This window comes from Acinetobacter sp. T_3_1 (assembly GCF_025377055.1).
GTDB classification, from domain to species: Bacteria; Pseudomonadota; Gammaproteobacteria; order Pseudomonadales; family Moraxellaceae; genus Acinetobacter; species Acinetobacter kookii.
This window is the reverse complement of the sequence record NZ_JACHVD010000010.1, coordinates 43,992-62,235: the sequence shown is the minus strand read 5'-3', so window position 1 is coordinate 62,235 and position 18,244 is coordinate 43,992. Positions and strand designations below refer to the sequence as shown.

General features: G+C 44.2%; 17 protein-coding genes and 1 pseudogene. 8 read left to right on the top strand and 10 right to left on the bottom strand.

The features are described from left to right. Positions 1 to 53: 53 nt before the first annotated feature. Complete coding sequence (locus tag H4I94_RS10770; RefSeq protein WP_131273681.1) at positions 54 to 611, bottom strand: YceD family protein; 558 nt, start codon at positions 609 to 611, stop codon at positions 54 to 56. A 97-nt stretch (positions 612 to 708) separates the two neighbouring features. Here H4I94_RS10770 and H4I94_RS10765 point away from each other — a divergent pair, with 97 nt between their 5' ends. From H4I94_RS10765 to rluB, 6 genes and pseudogenes are all read left to right on the top strand, one after another. Then, on the top strand, positions 709 to 1,371 hold the full coding sequence (locus tag H4I94_RS10765) for an elongation factor P hydroxylase (RefSeq protein WP_131273682.1): 663 nt from the start codon (positions 709 to 711) through the stop codon (positions 1,369 to 1,371). Positions 1,372 to 1,455: 84 nt separating this feature from the next. Beyond that, positions 1,456 to 2,073, top strand: a complete 618-nt coding sequence (locus tag H4I94_RS10760) for an L-threonylcarbamoyladenylate synthase (RefSeq protein ID WP_261183105.1) — start codon at positions 1,456 to 1,458, stop codon at positions 2,071 to 2,073. A 56-nt stretch (positions 2,074 to 2,129) separates the two neighbouring features. Next, positions 2,130 to 2,417, top strand: coding sequence for a hypothetical protein (locus tag H4I94_RS10755; RefSeq protein ID WP_261183103.1), 288 nt, complete (start codon positions 2,130 to 2,132; stop codon positions 2,415 to 2,417). 550 nt (positions 2,418 to 2,967) lie between these two features. Beyond that, positions 2,968 to 3,762 carry a segregation and condensation protein A gene (locus tag H4I94_RS10750; RefSeq protein WP_261183101.1) on the top strand — a complete coding sequence of 265 codons (795 nt, stop codon included), beginning with the start codon at positions 2,968 to 2,970 and terminating at the stop codon, positions 3,760 to 3,762. Then, positions 3,762 to 4,349 (top strand): SMC-Scp complex subunit ScpB, encoded by a 588-nt coding sequence (gene scpB, locus H4I94_RS10745; RefSeq protein ID WP_261183100.1) that lies wholly within the window; start codon positions 3,762 to 3,764, stop codon positions 4,347 to 4,349. The genes H4I94_RS10750 and scpB overlap by 1 nt, the downstream gene beginning before the upstream one ends. Before the next feature lie 41 nt (positions 4,350 to 4,390). After that, positions 4,391 to 5,245: pseudogene (rluB, locus tag H4I94_RS10740) on the top strand (23S rRNA pseudouridine(2605) synthase RluB); the annotation flags it as partial. A gap of 859 nt (positions 5,246 to 6,104) precedes the next feature. Here rluB and bioD read toward each other — a convergent pair. From bioD to H4I94_RS10715, 5 genes are all read right to left on the bottom strand, one after another. After that, a complete protein-coding gene (bioD, locus tag H4I94_RS10735; RefSeq protein ID WP_261183099.1) occupies positions 6,105 to 6,749 on the bottom strand; it encodes a dethiobiotin synthase in 645 nt (214 codons plus the stop codon). After that, positions 6,746 to 7,516: a malonyl-ACP O-methyltransferase BioC gene (gene bioC, locus H4I94_RS10730; RefSeq protein ID WP_261183098.1), complete on the bottom strand. Its 771-nt coding sequence runs from the start codon at positions 7,514 to 7,516 to the stop codon at positions 6,746 to 6,748. The genes bioD and bioC overlap by 4 nt, the downstream gene beginning before the upstream one ends. A gap of 9 nt (positions 7,517 to 7,525) precedes the next feature. Beyond that, positions 7,526 to 8,728 carry an 8-amino-7-oxononanoate synthase gene (locus tag H4I94_RS10725; protein WP_261183097.1) on the bottom strand — a complete coding sequence of 401 codons (1,203 nt, stop codon included), beginning with the start codon at positions 8,726 to 8,728 and terminating at the stop codon, positions 7,526 to 7,528. Continuing rightward, positions 8,725 to 10,020, bottom strand: a complete 1,296-nt coding sequence (gene bioA, locus H4I94_RS10720; RefSeq protein WP_261183096.1) for an adenosylmethionine--8-amino-7-oxononanoate transaminase — start codon at positions 10,018 to 10,020, stop codon at positions 8,725 to 8,727. Before bioA ends, H4I94_RS10725 begins: the two co-directional genes overlap by 4 nt. Before the next feature lie 85 nt (positions 10,021 to 10,105). Next, complete coding sequence (locus H4I94_RS10715; RefSeq protein ID WP_131273689.1) at positions 10,106 to 10,837, bottom strand: hydrolase; 732 nt, start codon at positions 10,835 to 10,837, stop codon at positions 10,106 to 10,108. Positions 10,838 to 11,230: 393 nt separating this feature from the next. Here H4I94_RS10715 and H4I94_RS10710 point away from each other — a divergent pair, with 393 nt between their 5' ends. Next, complete coding sequence (locus H4I94_RS10710; protein WP_092818878.1) at positions 11,231 to 11,809, top strand: peroxiredoxin; 579 nt, start codon at positions 11,231 to 11,233, stop codon at positions 11,807 to 11,809. Between the two features lie 83 nt (positions 11,810 to 11,892). Here the strand turns inward: H4I94_RS10710 and bfr are convergent, their stop codons facing one another. Beyond that, complete coding sequence (gene bfr / locus H4I94_RS10705) at positions 11,893 to 12,357, bottom strand: bacterioferritin (RefSeq protein ID WP_092818879.1); 465 nt, start codon at positions 12,355 to 12,357, stop codon at positions 11,893 to 11,895. Between the two features lie 471 nt (positions 12,358 to 12,828). Here bfr and H4I94_RS10700 point away from each other — a divergent pair, with 471 nt between their 5' ends. Then, positions 12,829 to 13,896, top strand: coding sequence for an SDR family oxidoreductase (locus tag H4I94_RS10700; protein ID WP_261183095.1), 1,068 nt, complete (start codon positions 12,829 to 12,831; stop codon positions 13,894 to 13,896). 121 nt (positions 13,897 to 14,017) lie between these two features. Here H4I94_RS10700 and rlmF read toward each other — a convergent pair whose 3' ends face one another. The 3 genes from rlmF to H4I94_RS10685 form a co-directional block, all read right to left on the bottom strand. Then, positions 14,018 to 14,992, bottom strand: a complete 975-nt coding sequence (gene rlmF, locus H4I94_RS10695; RefSeq protein WP_261183093.1) for a 23S rRNA (adenine(1618)-N(6))-methyltransferase RlmF — start codon at positions 14,990 to 14,992, stop codon at positions 14,018 to 14,020. 169 nt (positions 14,993 to 15,161) lie between these two features. Then, positions 15,162 to 17,201: an NAD-dependent DNA ligase LigA gene (gene ligA, locus H4I94_RS10690; protein ID WP_261183092.1), complete on the bottom strand. Its 2,040-nt coding sequence runs from the start codon at positions 17,199 to 17,201 to the stop codon at positions 15,162 to 15,164. A gap of 91 nt (positions 17,202 to 17,292) precedes the next feature. Next, entirely contained in the window at positions 17,293 to 18,243 is a 951-nt protein-coding gene (locus H4I94_RS10685; RefSeq protein ID WP_261183090.1) for a cell division protein ZipA C-terminal FtsZ-binding domain-containing protein, read from the bottom strand. Between the last annotated feature and the right edge of the window lies 1 nt (position 18,244).

The window sequence follows — 18,244 nt, the reverse complement described above, 5'->3', positions numbered from 1 at the left end:
AAATGGATCAGAACAAATTCAGTTGTCTTATACCTAACAGTATAACACAAAAATTAGTTAAGTTTACCCTTCAAACTTGCCAAAACGTCAAACGGGTTATCCCGTTTTTCTTCGACAATGTCATCTGTGGCAGGTTGATGCTTATGCTCACAAGTGTCATGCTTAGGAGACAAAGGCAACAACAATAACAATTCATCCTCTATCAGAGAAAGTAAATCAGCCGTCGCAGGCGCATCATAGCTACCTTTTGTCGTTGCTTCACTTTCACCTAAGACGATGAAATCAGCATCCTCATCCAAGCGCTCTATCAGTGATTCATCATCCACAAGCGCTAAATGAAAGTCTGAAACGAGAGGGATTTCAACGGGATTCAGACAACGCTGACATTCCATTGGCACTTTCGTTTCAACATGACCATCTAACCATACGATACGATGATACGCATCCATTGATAGCTTACAGTCTATGTTAATCAATTGATCATCAATTGATCCAACAGCTTCACGGGAAATACGAACAAAGCGAGACAATGGCAGTGTACCTGACCATGTAAAGCCTTGTTCAGCCCATTTAAACGGCTCAATCTGTGCCGGAAAGGTATTTGCTGACATAATTAAGGCGGCAATTCTACAAATTCATCGGTACTCTGTCAAAGATTAAGATACAATTTTGTACTTATTTAGACAGATCAATTGGGTAATACAAGTCATGCATCAGTTGCAGCCGCAACCTGAAGTCACCACTTCATTACAGTTAACCACTTATTCAACCTCAAGTTCTGCTGTTTCTATCGACCCTGTGCAACGCTCACCCTGGGCCAGTTTGCAAACTGAAGCTCAACAAGTTGATTGGCTTATACTACACTTTAATCACTGGTTTTCCCACTTAAATGTGTGTTTAGTCAAAGGTGATTTTGAACCTGAATATTTCCCAGCAACCAAAGATGCGCCTGCCCGCATTCAATTTGCCCACGGTTTCTTTAATAGTGCCCTGCATGAAATCAGTCACTGGACCATTGCCGGTGAAAAGCGCCGTTTATTAGCAGACCTAGGCTATTGGTATGCCCCCGATGGTCGCACGGCAGAACAGCAGGCTTTATTTGAGCAGGTCGAGATTAAGCCGCAAGCGATTGAATGGATGTTCGCCAAGGCCTTTGGTCGTAAATTCCGTGTATCTCTGGATAACCTGACCGGAGATGGCGGAGATGGCGCCACATTTAAAGACAATGTTTTTGCTCAAGTACAGCGTTATTTTTCCGGTGAAGCGAAGTTGCCACGTGATGCTGCACATTTTATTGCCTGTATCTGTGCCTGCACCCGGGGTGGCAAAACATTACAAAGTGACGAATTTCAACGTGACATGCTGGATTAAATTACACAAAATCATCAAAGCCAGATTGCAAGACTTTGTAAAATCAACAGATAATCTCTAATAACAAATCAGGGGAGAATAAATATGCTGCATTTAAGAGTACATCCTGATAATCCTCAGCCGCGTCTGATCAGTCAGGCGGTAGAACGAATCCGCGCCGGGGATGTCGTGGTCTATCCGACCGATGCCGCCTACGCCATTGGCTGCCAGATTGGAAACAAGAATGCCATGGAACGGCTTGCCCAGATTCGTGGTCTCGGCCCCAAACATCAATATGCCATTATCTGTTGTGATTTATCCGATATCGCGACCTATGCCAAAGTGGACAATGCCATGTATCGTTTGCTTAAAAACAATACCCCGGCGGTAACCACCTTTATTTTACCTGCGACCAGCGAAGTGCCGCGTCGCCTGATGCACCCGAAAAAGAAAACCATTGGCCTGCGCATTCCCAGCAACCGTGTTTGCCAGATGTTGCTTAAGGAATTGGGTGAACCGCTGTTAACCAGCACCCTGATTCTTCCCGGTCAGGACGATCCTTTAGATGACCCTTATGACATCGAACAGCAGCTGGAAAAACGTATTGATGTGTTTATTGATAGCGGCTTGGGCACCTTAAGCACCACCAGTATTGTAGATTTATCCGGTGAAAATCCTGAAGTGATCCGTCGCGGTATGGGTGATGTCAGTGCGTTTGAGTAAGCACTGTTAAGTTTAGATATTAAAGGGAATGTTCAGGATCAAGGAGTAGCGCGAGAATGGATCTGTTTTATGTGCTGCTCAACTATCATGATTTTGAGGCAAATAGCCGCATTTATGCGGAAATCCCCTGGATACTTGAGTCTAAAGTCAAAATTATGAAGGCAGATGCTGGGCACCCCCCTGCTGCGATGATCGACAACACCTATGCATTTTTCTTGGAAGTTGCCGTTATTCACAAATTATCCAGCCTCAATCAAACTCAAAATTTATGCATCCGAGACAGTGCGCAACGGATCATCGAATTCGCACTCAAGTTGTCGACATCTACCCCAACAGATCGTTAAACACAATTGGCAAAACATTGATTGATCAAACTTAACCAACTCACAATTGCATGACTGACTTCAACCAGACAATGAATTGATTTTTTGAAATTAAAGTTATGTTCAAGAGCAGTTCGCAATTCCGCTGCATTTTCAAAACCCGAATAAGGTCAATAAGTTCAGCAGCTGTGATCGATTTCACTATTCACACATTGCCAACCATACATTGCCAAGCTTGCTTCAGCTGAACTTCGCTCATGGCTGCTGAGCTGGCCCGTTTTTTCATACGTTTTTTTCCATAACGTTTTTTCATAACAATGTAAAATCCATCCAATGGATCGGGCAAAAAAATAAAACCCTACAATAGCTATGTATTTCACATTATCAAGCCAGTTAAAAAACCTGACTGAATTTCAGGTTTTTTTGTATTTGATGACTTAACTAATTTATTTGAAGTCAAATTTCCATTACACTAGCGCTTATTAATTTACGTGCTTTTTCTTTCGATGCGAGATCGAGGCAAAAGCATCTTCCTGCATGCCTTTGAAAATTCGCGTGGCTTAAAACTGCAATGAATCAACCTGTCCATAATCCTATGGAGCCAAGCTCATCTATCCGCATTATGGATGAGTGGCAAGATACGATTCCAGAGGATTTATATATTCCTCCTGCTGCATTTGAAATTCTGCTAGAGCATTTCGAAGGTCCACTCGACTTCCTGATTTACCTGATTCAAAAAAACGGTTTCGACTTATTACAGCTGGATATCGCTCCCATTGCTGCCCAGTATTTGTCTTATATGGATGCCATGAAGTCGCTGAATATTGAGCTGACAGCAGATTATATGGTGATGGCGGCATTATTGGCCGACTTGAAATCACGGCTGCTGTTGCCAAAACCGAGTGCCAGCGTTGTCGTTGAAAAAGATCCCAAACAGGAACTGATTGACCGGCTGGAAACCTATTTGAGGGTAAAACAGGCAGCTGAACGCCTGGGGCAGATGCCGGTTCTGGAACGTGATACTTTTCCGAGCAATGTCAGCTTAGGTCATATTGCAGAAAATCGTGAAGGCTATGAGGCAAGCCAGCTACGTGACGCCCTGTTTTGTATCTTCAACCGCCCTGAACCGGTCATCCATCAAATCCAGCAAGAACCGGTGCTGCTTGAAGAACGCATTGCCTTTATTGAAAGCCGCTTACAGTCGGGTGAAATTCTACATTTTGAAGCCCTGCTCAAACCCAGCCAGGGACGCATGGGCATGGTGGTTACATTTATGGCCATTTTAGAACTCACCCGACAACAGAAAGTGACTATTATTGCCAGCGGTATTGAAGCGCCACTTGCAATTCAAGGAGTAGCTGCCTAATGGATCATCAGACCACATCTTTATCTGTTGCCGAGAATCAACATGAAGTGCTGATGCAGCTGGAAGCCATTATTTTTGCCAGTGAAACCGCAGTTTCGCTTGCACGTTTGAAAGAAGCATTCCAAAATCAATATAATAAACAAGAATTGCGTCAGTTGTTACAACAGCTCGCCATGCTACAACATGGCAGATCGATTGAACTGGTAGAAACCGCACAAGGGTTCCGTTTCCAGGTTCGGGCAAAATATCGCAATATCATTACCCAGGTGTGGCCGGAACGACCAACTCGCTTGTCGCCCACCCTGCTCGAAACCCTTGCTGTGATTGCTTATCATCAACCAGTAACCCGAGCAGATATTGAACAGATTCGTGGAGTTTCAAACAATAGCCAGATCTTAAGATCATTGTTTGACTGGAACTGGATTAAAGAGTCCGGTTTTAGAGAGCTTCCGGGAAGACCCGCGTTGTTAGTTACAACGCCACAATTTTTAAATGCTTTTGGTCTGACCTCTTTAGGCCAATTGCCTCCCCTGCAGGATGCCAAGGAAGCTTTTATGACGCTCGATGCTCACGCAGCGAAGTCGTAGATAGGTGAACTGTTGATGATAATTTCTAAGGTTATGCTGTCATGAGTGAAAAATTACAAAAGGTGCTTGCACGCGTAGGTTTGGGTTCTCGCCGTTATATGGAAGAAGTCATTGCCGCTGGTCGTGTAAGCATCAATGGACGCGTTGCCCAAGTGGGTGAACGCATTGAACCAGGTGATGAGCTTCGCATCGATGGTCGTAAAGTCCAATTTCAGATTGAAGATGAAATTCGTCGTCGCGTTCTGATTTATTACAAACCCGAAGGTGAAATCTGCTCACGCAATGATCCTGAACAACGTCCGACCGTATTTGAACAATTGCCTGCAATTGCCAATGATCGCTGGGTGATGGTGGGTCGTCTGGACATTAACTCAACCGGTCTTTTACTGTTTACAAATGATGGTGAATTGGCCAACCGCCTAATGCACCCATCAAATGAAATTGAACGTGAATATGCCGTTCGTGTAATGGGTGAAGTGACCCCACAAATCAAAAACAACATGCTTCAAGGCGTGGTTTTAGATGATGGCCCGGCAAAATTTGAATCTTTCGCGGAAATTGGTGGTGACGGCATCAACCGCTGGTATCAGGTGGTGGTGAAAGAAGGCCGTAACCGTGAAGTGCGCCGTATTTTTGAATCACAAGGCTTGAAAGTCAGCCGCCTGCTGCGTACCCGTTACGGTACCGTGATTTTACCGCGCGAACTTCGTACCGGTCGCTGGATGGAGCTGGATAAAGCCGACATCGACAACTTGACCAAATCTGTTGAGTTGAAACCGCGTCAAGGCACAGGCCTGTTTGGTATGGCAAAACGCCGTACTGAGCGTATGCAAGAAAAACCTATGGCTGCACGTCGTGGCGGTTATTTGCGTCAGCAACGCCGTGACAGCGAAGAAGGTGAAAATCAAAACCCAATGGCTTATGCTCAGCGCGATCGCCGTGAAAACCAGAATGGGTATGCACAACGTCGTGACAGCAATGGCAATAGTTATGGCCAACGTGAACGCCGTGACGGCAATAATGGCAACGGTTTTGCCCCACGCGGTGAGCGCCGTCAAGACAGCAGCTCAAACACTTATGCTCAGCGTGAACCGCGTCAAGGCAACAGCTATGCACAACGTGAAAACCGTCCTGACAACTTTGGCAATCAGGCTACATATGGCCAACGTGAACGCCGTGATGAAAATGCACCACGTAAACCATTTGGCAACAAAAGCTTTAAGAAGTTTTAATTTTTAAAAGCTTTGCTTGCAATCAAAAGTCACTCGATTGAGNCAATCAGGCTACATATGGCCAACGTGAACGCCGTGATGAAAATGCACCACGTAAACCATTTGGCAACAAAAGCTTTAAGAAGTTTTAATTTTTAAAAGCTTTGCTTGCAATCAAAAGTCACTCGATTGAGTTAATGCCAGTCAGTTAAGAAATTGACTGGCATTTTCTTTTTTTAAATTCATGATTGTAGTTGATATGTAGAAAAGTCATCCGCAACTGTTTGAGGCAGGACTACATTTAAAAATGATTGTTTCTGCGACAAATTTGCTAGTTGATAGTAGCTGACGAGTTTTGCGGATGACAAATGCCTTTGGTTACTTTGGGCGAAACCAAAGTAACAAATGAGCTGCAAGGGTTTGATTTAAAAAGGTAAGACTCCGCCATGAATTACCAAAAATTAAAGAGTTTATTTCTAAACTCCTTAACTGATCAGCATTAACTCGGTTGAGTGGCTTTTTTATACCCTTTTTTAGGGGAGAATTAGGATAAAACGGGAATATCAATCCACTGGGCATCTGGAAAATGTCTAGCCAGATAATTTTTTAAGAATTCAGCCGTATCTTGAGAAATCAGTGCATCCTGTGATTCATCATTCAGGTTATAGGCCAGTGCAAACAATTCCAGACCACGACTTTTCAAGGCTTCCAGACTGAGTAAAGTATGATTGATACTGCCCAAACGACCGGAACAGACCAGAATCACCGGAAATTTCTGTTCAGCAATATAATCAATGGTTAACAGTTCTGTGGTTAAAGGCACCATTAAACCGCCCGCACCTTCTAGCAATACTATTTCATATTTTTCAGTTAATTGCCGGGTGGCATCGGCAATTTTCTGGAAGTCGATTTCACGCCCATCAATTTTAGTCGCCAAATGTGGGGAAGCCGGATAAGTAAAAATTTCCGGCATGGTGAGTTTGCTTTCATCTTCCGGAAACCAGCCCATCTGCATCATTTTACGGTGCTGTTCAATATCTTCAGAAATATCGGTATTGCCGGTTTGCACCAGTTTCTGGGTGATGGTTCTCTTGCCCTGTTCATTCCACAACTTCGCCAGATAACCTGTGGTATAGGTCTTGCCAATACCGGTATCAATGCCACTGATAAAATAAACGGGTGCTGTCATGGCTTGCTCCGTGCAATGCAATAAATAGGATGATAGCTCAGCTGATAATGACGCTGCCCAGATTGATCCAGCCCCGAAAATTGCTGATAGTCCTGATAAAACTGATGTAAAGACTGTTTGCTCCAACGATGCTGCGAGGCGGTTGCCGTGACCCCGGTGGCCTTTAAATGTTGCAGCACAGCTTTAGGATGGGAAAAATTCAGCATTTCCAGACTCTCGGAAAGATGCAGAATTTCAAAACCCTGTTTGAGCAGCTTGTTCTGAATTTCTTCAATCGGAAGATAATTCAGCCCTTGCCCAGTCAGTGCCTTAATTTCCTGCAAATTCTGCTGACTGAAAGTGGAAAAACACAAATAGCCATTTTCGATAAGCGCCGCTGCACTTTTTCTAAAGATCGAATCGATATCGTCCACCCATTGCAAAGCCGAACTGGAAGCGATCAGGTCAAGGGATTGCGGAAAATCCAGCTGTTCCACATCGCCAATCAGCCACTCCAAATTTTCTTTAGCTTGAAAATGCTGCTGAACTTCGGGATACAGGTCATTTAAAAACAACTGCTTTATTTCAAAGTTTTGCATCAGCAAATGGCTTAAATTGCCCGAGCCACAACCGATTTCAAACATACGGTTCAGGCTGGTACTTGGCAGATAATGCTGCATCAATTGCAGCAGCTGTTGGCAAATCTGTTTTTGCACGATGGCATGTTTTGCATAGCTTTTCCCTGCCTTGGCAAAACGCTGTGCAACTTGAGACTTATCAATATTCACGGCTACAACTCACAGCAACGCCACCAGCTGCTCAAGGTCAGCCTGATGGACTTGAGACGTCAGTGAAATACGCAATCTTGAACTGTGTTTCGGTACTGTAGGTGGACGCACCGGCATGATATAAAATCCGGCCTGTTGTAGCTGCCGGGCTTTTTCCACGGTCTTTTGCGACTCGCCAATAATCACCGGCACAATATGTGAAGTCGAAGGACAGTCAAAACCTTTGGCCTGTACCGACTGTTGCAGATTTTGACTGATCTGTTGCAGATGCTGACGTTGCTGTTGCAAGCCTAAAACTTTCTGGAAAATAAAATGGGTCCACGCCATACACAGGGGTGGCTGCGCGGTACTGAAAATCAGTGGACGCATAGAGTTGATCAGATATTCCCGGATGATGGGATGGCAAATCAGATATCCTCCGACCGATGCCAGGGCTTTCCCGAAAGTCCCCACCAGCAGGTCAATCTGATCAATCACCGCATATTGTTCTGCACAGCCCAAGCCTTGCTCACCTCGCACGCCAATGGCATGCGCTTCATCGACATACAGCATCACCTTAGAAAATTGCTGTTTGATGCGCACCAGTTCAGCCAGATCGGTTTCGTCGCCATCCATGCTGAAAATGGATTCCGTGACCACAATAATGCGCTCAAAAGCCTCATCTGTATGATATTGCTGTAAAAGCTGTTGCAGATGATTCAGGTCATTGTGCCGATAACGCACATATTTTGCAGAAGATAAACGGATACCGTCAATCATGCTGGCATGCACCAGTTTGTCGGCCAGAATCAGGGTCTTACTGTCGCTTAAAGCGGGCAGAATCCCGATATTCATGTGATAACCACTGTTAAATAACAGCGCAGCACGACCATGAAAAGCCTGACTTAAACTGGCTTCCAGCTGCTCATATTCAGGAAAGTTTCCGGTTAACAGTCTTGAAGAAGATGAACTCATGATCCGAAGTTCATTCGGTGTTTCGTCAAAAAATTGCTCACGCAGCTGCAGATCCGCTGCCAATCCCAAATAATCATTGGAGGACAGGTTAAGCATCTGCTGACCCTGGATTTCAATCATTCGGCCTTGCTGGACATTGGAGGTAAATTGCCGCAGATTGCCCTGCTGTCTGAGTTCATCCAGCTTGCTTGCATAATCATTTAACAAAGGACTATTTAACAAAGGGGCATTTGACAGCTGGTCATTTAACAATTTCATGCGGATACCTCCTGCATCAGCTCCACCACATTTACCAATTGTTCCAGCAAGGTATTCAATTGCTGTTCAGTAATCACATACGGCGGCATCACATAGACCAGCTTGCCGAATGGACGTATCCAGATGCCCCGCTTAACAAACTGTTGTTGCAGGCTTTTCATATCCACATTAAATGTCAGCTCTACCACACCAATCGCACCCAGCACCCGCACATCCTGCACATAATCCAGCTCTAAGAGGGATTGCAGATGTTGTTGTAACTGTTTCTCGATGCGCTGGATATTGGCTTGCCAGTCTTGGGCCAATAAAACCTCGGTACTTTTCACAGCCACCGCACAGGCCAGCGGATTGGCCATAAAGGTGGGACCATGCATAAATACCCCTGCCTCGCCCCGACTAATGGTTTCAGCCACGCGCTTGCTGGTGAGGGTAGCCGAAAGCGTCATATAGCCTCCAGTCAAGCCCTTGCCGATGCACATGATATCCGGCTCAACGCCGGCATGCTCCCACGCAAACAATTTTCCGGTGCGGCCAAAACCCGTGGCAATTTCATCAAAAATCAGCAGCACCTTATATTGTTCACACAGCAATTTGGCCTGACGCAAATATTCAGGATGATAAAAACGCATCCCGCCCGCACCCTGCACAATCGGTTCCAGAATTAAAGCGGCAATGCTGGAATGATGCTGTTTTAAAACCTGTTCCAGTTCTGCAATATCATCCTGATTCCATTCATCATCAAAGCCAATTTGTGGCGCTGCCACAAAGAACCGATTTGGCAGGCTGGAACCAAAAATCTGATGCATGCCAGTGACCGGATCGCAAACCGACATGGCATTCCAGGTATCACCATGATAGCCAGAACGCGGCGTAACAAAATTGGTTTTCTGACTTTGGCCTTGTGCAGTCCAAAACTGCACCGCCATTTTTAATGCCACTTCTACCGCAACCGATCCAGAGTCAGCATAGAAAATTTTGTCCAGACTAGGTGGAGTAATTTTTAATAACAGTCTGCCAAGTTCAATCGCCGGATCATGGGTCAAACCACCAAACATGATATGCGACATCTTGTGCAATTGATCCGTCACGGCCTGATTCAGTTCAGGATGATTATAGCCATGAATGGCACACCACCAGGAAGACATGCCATCAATCAGTTGCCGTCTATCTTCCAGCTCGATGATGGCACCATGCGCCTGTTTTACCTTAAAGGTCGGCAATGGATCGGTCATGGAGGTATAAGGATGCCAGATATGCGCAAGATCAAAGTCCAGGTCGGTTAACTCGGTCATCCAATACTCCATTCAGATGCTTGAAAATCAATTTTTCATGATCTTAAACCTGCATGAACCAAAAATAAATTGCGAGATAAACCAGTTATCCGTTTGTTTGTTCTATTTTCTTTAAAAATTGGCAGATTTTGCCAGTTATCAGTTCAGCTTCAAATAAGGGAAAGCCATGTGACCCGCTAATCAGCTCTGTTTCCAAAAACTTTGCATTGAATTTCTGAAAATTTCTTTGAACTTTGTAACTAACTAAAAAGTCCTGTTTTGCAAAGACATGATATTGATGACCTGGGTAATCCCTCAAGATATCAACATTATTTAAATACTCAAGGCAAAATAGTCCTTGTCTTAAAGTTTCAATCGATTGAGCCTGAATCAAACTTTGTAAAGTGATGAAGTCAGCTTTGGTGGTTGCTGTGCCTTGACACACCATATAGCCAAATTTTTTTAAGGTGGAAATAGCATCCTGCTCAAATGACTGTTTGAACTGCTGAAATGTCGACTGATCCATTGCCATTGGCCAGGTATCATTCGCAACGAAACAGGGATTGGAGCCCAAAGTAATCAATACTTTTTCCTGTCCATCCAGCTTTTGAACCTGGTCGGCCAGCACTGTAGCCAACTGTCCTCCCAAAGACCAGCCGGCAATCACATCAAACTGACGCGCCAGTTCCACTTTTTGCTGTAGAGCCTGTTCATCTAAAGCATTAAAGATGTTGCAAAGTTCAACCTCATGTCCTTGCGCTGCCAAAGCCTGCTTTAATGGATCAAGCAGTTGGGTTCCACCGCCCCAGCCCGTGATGAGTAAAATACGTTGATTCAAGGTAAGCTCTAAAAAAACTAAATTATTTGAACAGTATAAAACCTCTCTTTCAATTCACACAGCAGCATTTCAAAATTCATTTAGCCTCCGCTATTACAGGCGAAATGCAACCCTCCACCCCGATCAGCATTTTATGCATCTCCCTATAACCATACAGGAATCATCTTTTTCCGATTCCCCTTAAACTGTATAGGAAGTTACTTTAAAACATCCGGTTGCAACTTGATCAACCCTGTATAAATATCCATAAGTTTTTATTTTTATTACATTTAATCAATAAACCCTTGATCATGGCAGCAATTAAAATAAATACCCATCATTTCTACTCTTCCCTACATTTTAAATTTTGTTAAGATCGATACATCTTCTTATCCATTCTAAAAAATATACGATATGAATGAATCAAAAAAATTAAGCAGCGTTTTACTTACGCTTGGTTGTTTGCTCTGTTTTAATACAACAATACATGCACATGCAGCAGAAGAATCTATTTTTTTAAAATCAGAAAATACCCATAAACAATGGGTCGGAAAAGCGGCACCTGCATTTAAATTGCAGGATCAAAATGCTCAATGGCATTCCTTGAGCCAGTATAAAGGCAAATGGGTGGTGTTATATTTCTATCCTAAAGACAACTCTCCCGGCTGTACCCAGGAAGCCAATCAGTTTAAGGCACTCTATCCACAATTTTTAAAAAGCAATGCCGTGGTTTTGGGGGTGAGTCTGGATGATGTGAAATCCCATCAAAAATTTTCAGAAAAATTAGCCTTACCTTTTCCGATATTGGCAGACCACAAGCACCAGTTATCGAATCAATTGGGCATTGTGCGTAATCTGGGCATTACTCAAATAGCCAAACGGGAAAGCTTTTTGATCGATCCTCAAGGCAGCATTGTTTATCACTACAATAGTGTGAATACGCAAACCCATGCTGCTCAGGTCTTGGCGGATATCCGGAAATTTTCTCAATAGTCTGTCTTTCTACCATCTCAATCATAAATTTAAAAAATAAAAAAGCCCGACTCAGGTCAGGCTCTATATTTGAGCATTTAGACTTACATTTGCGATTGAATATAGTTTTGCAAACCAATCAATTCAATCAGACGAATCTGTTTTTCCAGCCAGTAAGTATGATCTTCTTCAGTATCCGACATTTGCTGACGAAGCATATCACGGCTCACGTAATCGCCTTTTTCTTCGCACAATTTCACGCCTTGTGCCAATTTTTCACGTACATGATATTCAAGTTTTAAATCCGCTTTTAAACAGCTGACCACATCTTCACCGGTTTCGATGTCATCACGGTTCATATTCGGTGTACCTTCTAAAAACAATACACGGCGAATAAGCGCATCGGCATGAGCAGCTTCTTCCTGCATTTCATGGTCGATCCGTTCAAAAATCTTGCTTAAACCCCAATCTTCATACATACGAGAATGAATAAGATATTGATCACGAGCTGCCAGTTCGCCACCAATCAACATATTTAGATAGTCTACGACCTCTGGATTGCCACGCATTTCAAATACTCCATACTCTTTTTCTGACATTATGGACAAAACCGGGCATCAATGCAAAATAAAAATTATGTAAGTTTATGATTTTTATAAAATTAAAATGAGAAACATACGCATTTGCAGTTCATTTAACAATATTTTCCATATAAAAAATAAACCTTTGCAGAATTAAAGCAATTTCACAAAGGCCAATTTAAACAGTAAAAGTATATTTTTAAGATTTGTAACGCTTACATATGGTTCTTATTTTCTTAGCCGATAAATGACCTTATCCCTGATTCCTGTCTGGGCTGAGCGTCGTTCAGCACCTTGTACTTGCTGTTTAAGCCCATTAACTCCTCGAGTATCGATCAACGGGAAAGAAAGCATCATTACATACACATTTTAGCTAAAGTCAGCATCAATCAGTCAAAGACAGGCCTGAGATTTCACTCTAAGATATACGCAAATTTAAAAACAACAATGGTTTAACTCATGACGAATCCACAACAGACTGCACCCATTCTTGTAACAGGTGCGACAGGCTACATTGCCAGTTGGGTCATTAAAAATTTACTGGAGCAAGGCCATACTGTCCATGCTACTGTCCGCAACCTGAACAAAAAGCCAAGTTTTGCCCATTTAGAGAAAATTGCCGCTGAAACTACCGGTACACTTAAACTTTTTAAAGCCAATCTCCTTGAGCCCCATTCATTCGATGCAGCCATGCAAGGCTGTGAAATCGTGCTGCATATGGCATCGCCTTTTGTGGTGAACAATTTTAAAGATGCAGTCAAAGACATTATTGAACCTGCGATTTTAGGCACTGGAAATGTACTGAACAGCGTCAATAAAACCGAATCGGTTAAACGTGTGATTGTAACCTCAAGTATTGCTGCCACTTATGGCGATGCTATTGACATTCAGCACACTGCAAAGAATGAGTTTGATGAGTCGCATTGGAATACCACCAGTTCCGAAACACATCAACCGTATCCCTATTCCAAGGTTATGGCAGAACGTAAAGCATGGGAGATGCAAAAAGCACAGCAACGCTGGGAACTGGTATGCCTTAACCCGGCGCTGGTTCTCGGTCCATCGCTCACGCCAAATACCCAGTCAGGCAGTGTCGAAGTGCTACAGCAGTTTGCTAACGGCATGACCTTGTTCGGTGTACCGCCTATGTGGAATGGGATCGTTGATGTCCGTGATGTCGCCGATGCGCATGTTCAGGCAGCGTTCAATCCTGATGCCAAAGGTCGCTATATTATTAGTGGCGGTACGCTAAGCCTATTGGAAATGGGGAAAATTTTACGTCGCAACTTTGGTGCCAAGTTCCCTTTCCCACGCAATCTGCTGCCGAAAGCAGCTTTTAAACTGTTTGGACCTTTGGCTGGTTTTTCCAAGTCATTTGTTGAACTGAATATGGGCTATCCCATCTATTTTAATGCCCAGAAGAGCAAGCAAGACCTGGGGATGCAATATCGCAACATTGAGACCAGCCTGGTAGAGCATTTCCAGCAATTACTGGATGATGGGGTCGTGAAAAAATATATTCCTTAATTGTACTAGCTCAAACCTGATCTGACAGTTACCCAATTTTTTATTGTGTCTGTCAGATTAAATTTGAGCTACTACACCGACTTATGCGCCCACAAGCTCACTATTTCTGCCTAAAAACAAGCTAAGCAGAAGTCCAACGCGCATTTTTCCACGCCTGCTGTTGCTTTGCATCTAGAAAAGTCCAAGCGACAAAACGACTCTCTTTTTGCCCCTGCGTCATTTTAATGGTTTTCACATCCACTGCTCCGCTCTTACGCAAGGTATTTAAGAGCATTGGCAACGTTGTTTTCTTAGAAACCAGTGTACTAAACCAAAGGCATTGCTCAGCAAACTGTGTACTTTCTTGTACCATCTGGCAAACAAATCGTTCTTCGCCACCCTCACACCATAATTCGTTCTTTTGCCCGCCAAAGTTTAACACCAGCTTCGTCCGATCAACCGGCTTGCCAAGTTTTCTTAATTTTTGAGTTGCTGTGGCATTTGCTTCATCTTGCGAGGCATGAAATGGAGGGTTACACATCGTCAAATCAAAATGATCTGTGGGTTTAATCACACCTTTGAAAATATTGCTTGAGTTCTTCTGCAATCGAATCTGAATCCCTTTACGCAAATTTGGATTCGCCTCCACAATGAATTGAGCACTTTTAAAGGATGTAGAATGAATGTCTGAGCCGACAAATTTCCAACCATAGCTACGATGACCAATGATCGGGTAAATACAGTTTGCTCCCACCCCAATATCCAACACTTGAACGGCATGCCCTGTTGGAATCTGACCTTTATTATTGGCACTCAACAAGTCAGCCAAATAGTGGATATAGTCAGCTCTACCCGGAATAGGCGGACAAAGAAAATCTTGAGGAATATCCCAATATTGAATGCCATAAAAATGTTTCAGCAATGCTTTATTGAGCATTTTCACAGCCTGTGGATCAGAAAAATCGACTGAAAGATCGTTATATTTATTTGGGCTAACAAAAGGTGCAAGTTCCGGACAAGTCTGCATTAACTGAGGAAAATCGTAACGACTGCGATGCAGATTTCGTGCATGTAATTGCGATTTTTGTTGCGGAAAAGTTTTCTTTGCTTGCGCCATGTGTATGCCAATAATCAACGGGAGAACAGAATCATCTGATAAGACAGGCTCAATACCTGTCAATAGATCGATATTGTACGTGAATTCAGCTCATCATGACGATCCCAACCCAATCAAGCCATAAAAAAGACATCCGAGGATGTCTTTTTTAATTCATGCTTAAGATCGATTAAGCAGGAAGTTGACCATGCTCTTTCATCAAAGCAATAAACTGCTCTTCGTTGATCACAGCGACACCGAGTTTTTCTGCCTTATCCAGCTTGGAACCGGCTTTCTCACCAGCAACGACACATTTGGTTTTACTGGATACACTGCCGCTGACGCGTGCGCCTAAGGCCTGGAGTAACTGTGTTGCCTCATCCCGTCCCATACTACTGAGCGTACCCGTCACCACCCAGCTTTCGCCATTTAGTGGCTGACGTGTCGGGGCGACTGGAGCATCCCAGTGAATTCCCGCTTCGAGCAAACGCTTGACCACTTCCAGATTATGCGGCGCCTGAAAGAAATCGATAATCCATTCAGCGGTAATCTCCCCAACATCCGGCGTTTTTTTCAAGGCTTCAATATCGGCATTTTGCAGTGCTTCAAAAGTCTGGAAAGTATTGGCCAGCATACGTGCAGTGGTTTCTCCCACGCCACGAATCCCCAAGGCATAAATGAAGGAAGCCAGTGTGGTTTTCTTGCTGTTTTCAATTGCATCAAACAGGTTTTGTACCGATTTTTCACCCATTTTATCAATGTTTAAAAGCTGTTCACGATGTTCGTGCAAACAGTAAATATCCGCCACATTTTTGAGCAGGTCGAGATGGAGTAAACATTCCACCCAGCGATCGCCCAGACCTTCAATATCCATAGCCTTACGCGAAACAAAGTGGCGAATGGCTTCAATTCGCTGGGCTGCACAGTACAAACCGCCAGAGCAGCGTGCCAATGCCTCGCCTTCAGGCATCACCACCGGCGAATCACAAACAGGACAATTTTCCGGTAAATGAACCTCTACTGCCTCATCCGGGCGGAATTCCGGCCAGACTTTTTCCACTTTCGGAATCACGTCACCGCTACGGTATACGCTGACGGTATCGCCAATTCGGACATCTAAACGGTGGATTTCGCCAATATTATGCAGGGTGACATTGGACACTGTGACCCCACCGACCGCGACAGGGTTTAAACGTGCAACCGGGGTTAGGGTTCCGGTACGCCCCACTTGCCAGTCAATATTTTCTACCGTGGTTAAAGCCGCCACCGCCGGGAATTTATAGGCAGTTGCCCAACGGGGTTCACGGCTCAAAAACCCGAGCTGTCTTTGCTGTTTTAAGTCATCGACCTTGATCACCAGCCCATCAATTTCAACACTTAAATCGGCACGTTCTGCATTGATTTTTTCATAGGCTTTTTGTACGTCCTGAATCGTGTCACAAATAAAATGGCTTTCCCCGATGGTAAAACCAAACTGGGTTAACCATTCCAGACTGGCATACATGGTGGTCTGGCCATGATACGGTTCGCACTGCGCTATACCATAGGCATAAAAGGCCAGTGGCCGTGAGGCTGCAACATTTGGATCGAGCTGGCGCAGACTGCCTGCTGCTGCATTACGCGGGTTGGCAAAGGTCTTTTCGCCTTTGGCCTCATTTTCGGCATTCAGTTTTTCAAAACCCGCTTTAGGAATCAGCACTTCACCCCGCACTTCAAGCAGCGTCGGCACCTGAGCCTGTTCAGAGCTTAAAACTTTCGGCAAGTTACGGATGGTCTTGACATTATGGGTAATATCCTCACCGGTTTCGCCGTCACCACGGGTAACCCCACGCACCAGTACACCATTTTCATACCATAGGGAAATGGCCAGGCCATCAAACTTCAGTTCGACATCGTACTGAATTTTCTGGTTTGGTAAACGCTCTTCAATGCGGCGCGCAAAGGCAAACAGTTCTTCCTGGTTAAAGACATTGCCCAATGACAGCATCGGTACGGCATGGGTCACGCTGGCAAATTTTGTGAGTGCCTTACCACCAACTTTACTGGTTGGCGTATCCGCCTGCACATATTCAGGATATTGTTCTTCTAAAGCCTTGAGCTGATGAAAGAGTTGATCATATTCACTATCTTCAATGCTGGGTTGATCCATTACATAATAGGCATGGTTATGCTTGGCTAAAATTTGAATCAATTGACGCATTTGCGCTTTGATAGTGGAATTTTCGGTCATATCTACACCATAAAAAAGGGCGGTCTATTTCCGCCCTTCATAACTATTTGATCTACCCGCTATTATAGAAATCGGGTCACTCAGTTTCAAACTAAACTTCTGCGCTTTGACCTGCACGGTAATCAATTGCGAAATGACGCCATTGTTCACGTAATTGCGGCGTAAATTCCTGATTGTTCTGGTCATACACGGTGCCGTCAATTTCACGGGCAATCAGGCGTGAAATGCTGTCCATGGTATCGAAGGCATTTTGCACATCGCTGTGTGGCAGTGCCAGGAAGAAGGCCAAACCTTTTACCTGTTCAGTCGACAGGGTTTCCAGGTCAAAACCGGCTGCACCTTCGTCGGTAATCTGCAATACCGAGAACAGTAACTTGCTGCCATCTTCACTATAACGATGGAAACAGGCCATTTCACCAAAACGCAAGCCATATTTCAGCAACACTTTTAAGGTTTTTTCCCCGGAAAGCACCCGACGTTCCGGATAGATATTCAGGGCAATAAATTCGGCTGCGGTCGACAAGGCACTGGCTTCATCCACGCGTTGCTGTTCATGCAAATGCTCATCCAGAATGCTGCTTTCATCGTCAAAGTCTGAAATTTCAGCTTTTTCAATGCTGCTGTTCAGGTTGAATTCATCCGCTTTTTTATCTTCACCCTGCTGTGCCGGCTCTGGGCTGGCTGCCGATTTTTCCTCTTCTACTGCCGTAACATCGGCTTTTAGCTCCGCCTGAGCGGGTGCTGCTGCCTGTTCAGCCTGAGCGCTTTCAGCCTTTTCTGCTTGCACTTCTACCTGCTGAGCAGCTGAAAACTGCTCAGCCGCCGTTTCAGTTAAAGTCGGTTCAACACGTTCGGCTTCTTTTGCACTTTGTAATTGATCACGCACATGACGCGGAATGACCGGTTGCTGGCTGTCAGAATTGACATGAAGTTCCGAATCTAGTGACGGTGCTGCATCCCCAGGTTTTTTAAACAATAATCTTAAACCGAATAGCATAATGATGATGGCGATAACTATGCCAACAATCGTAGTGACTTCCATA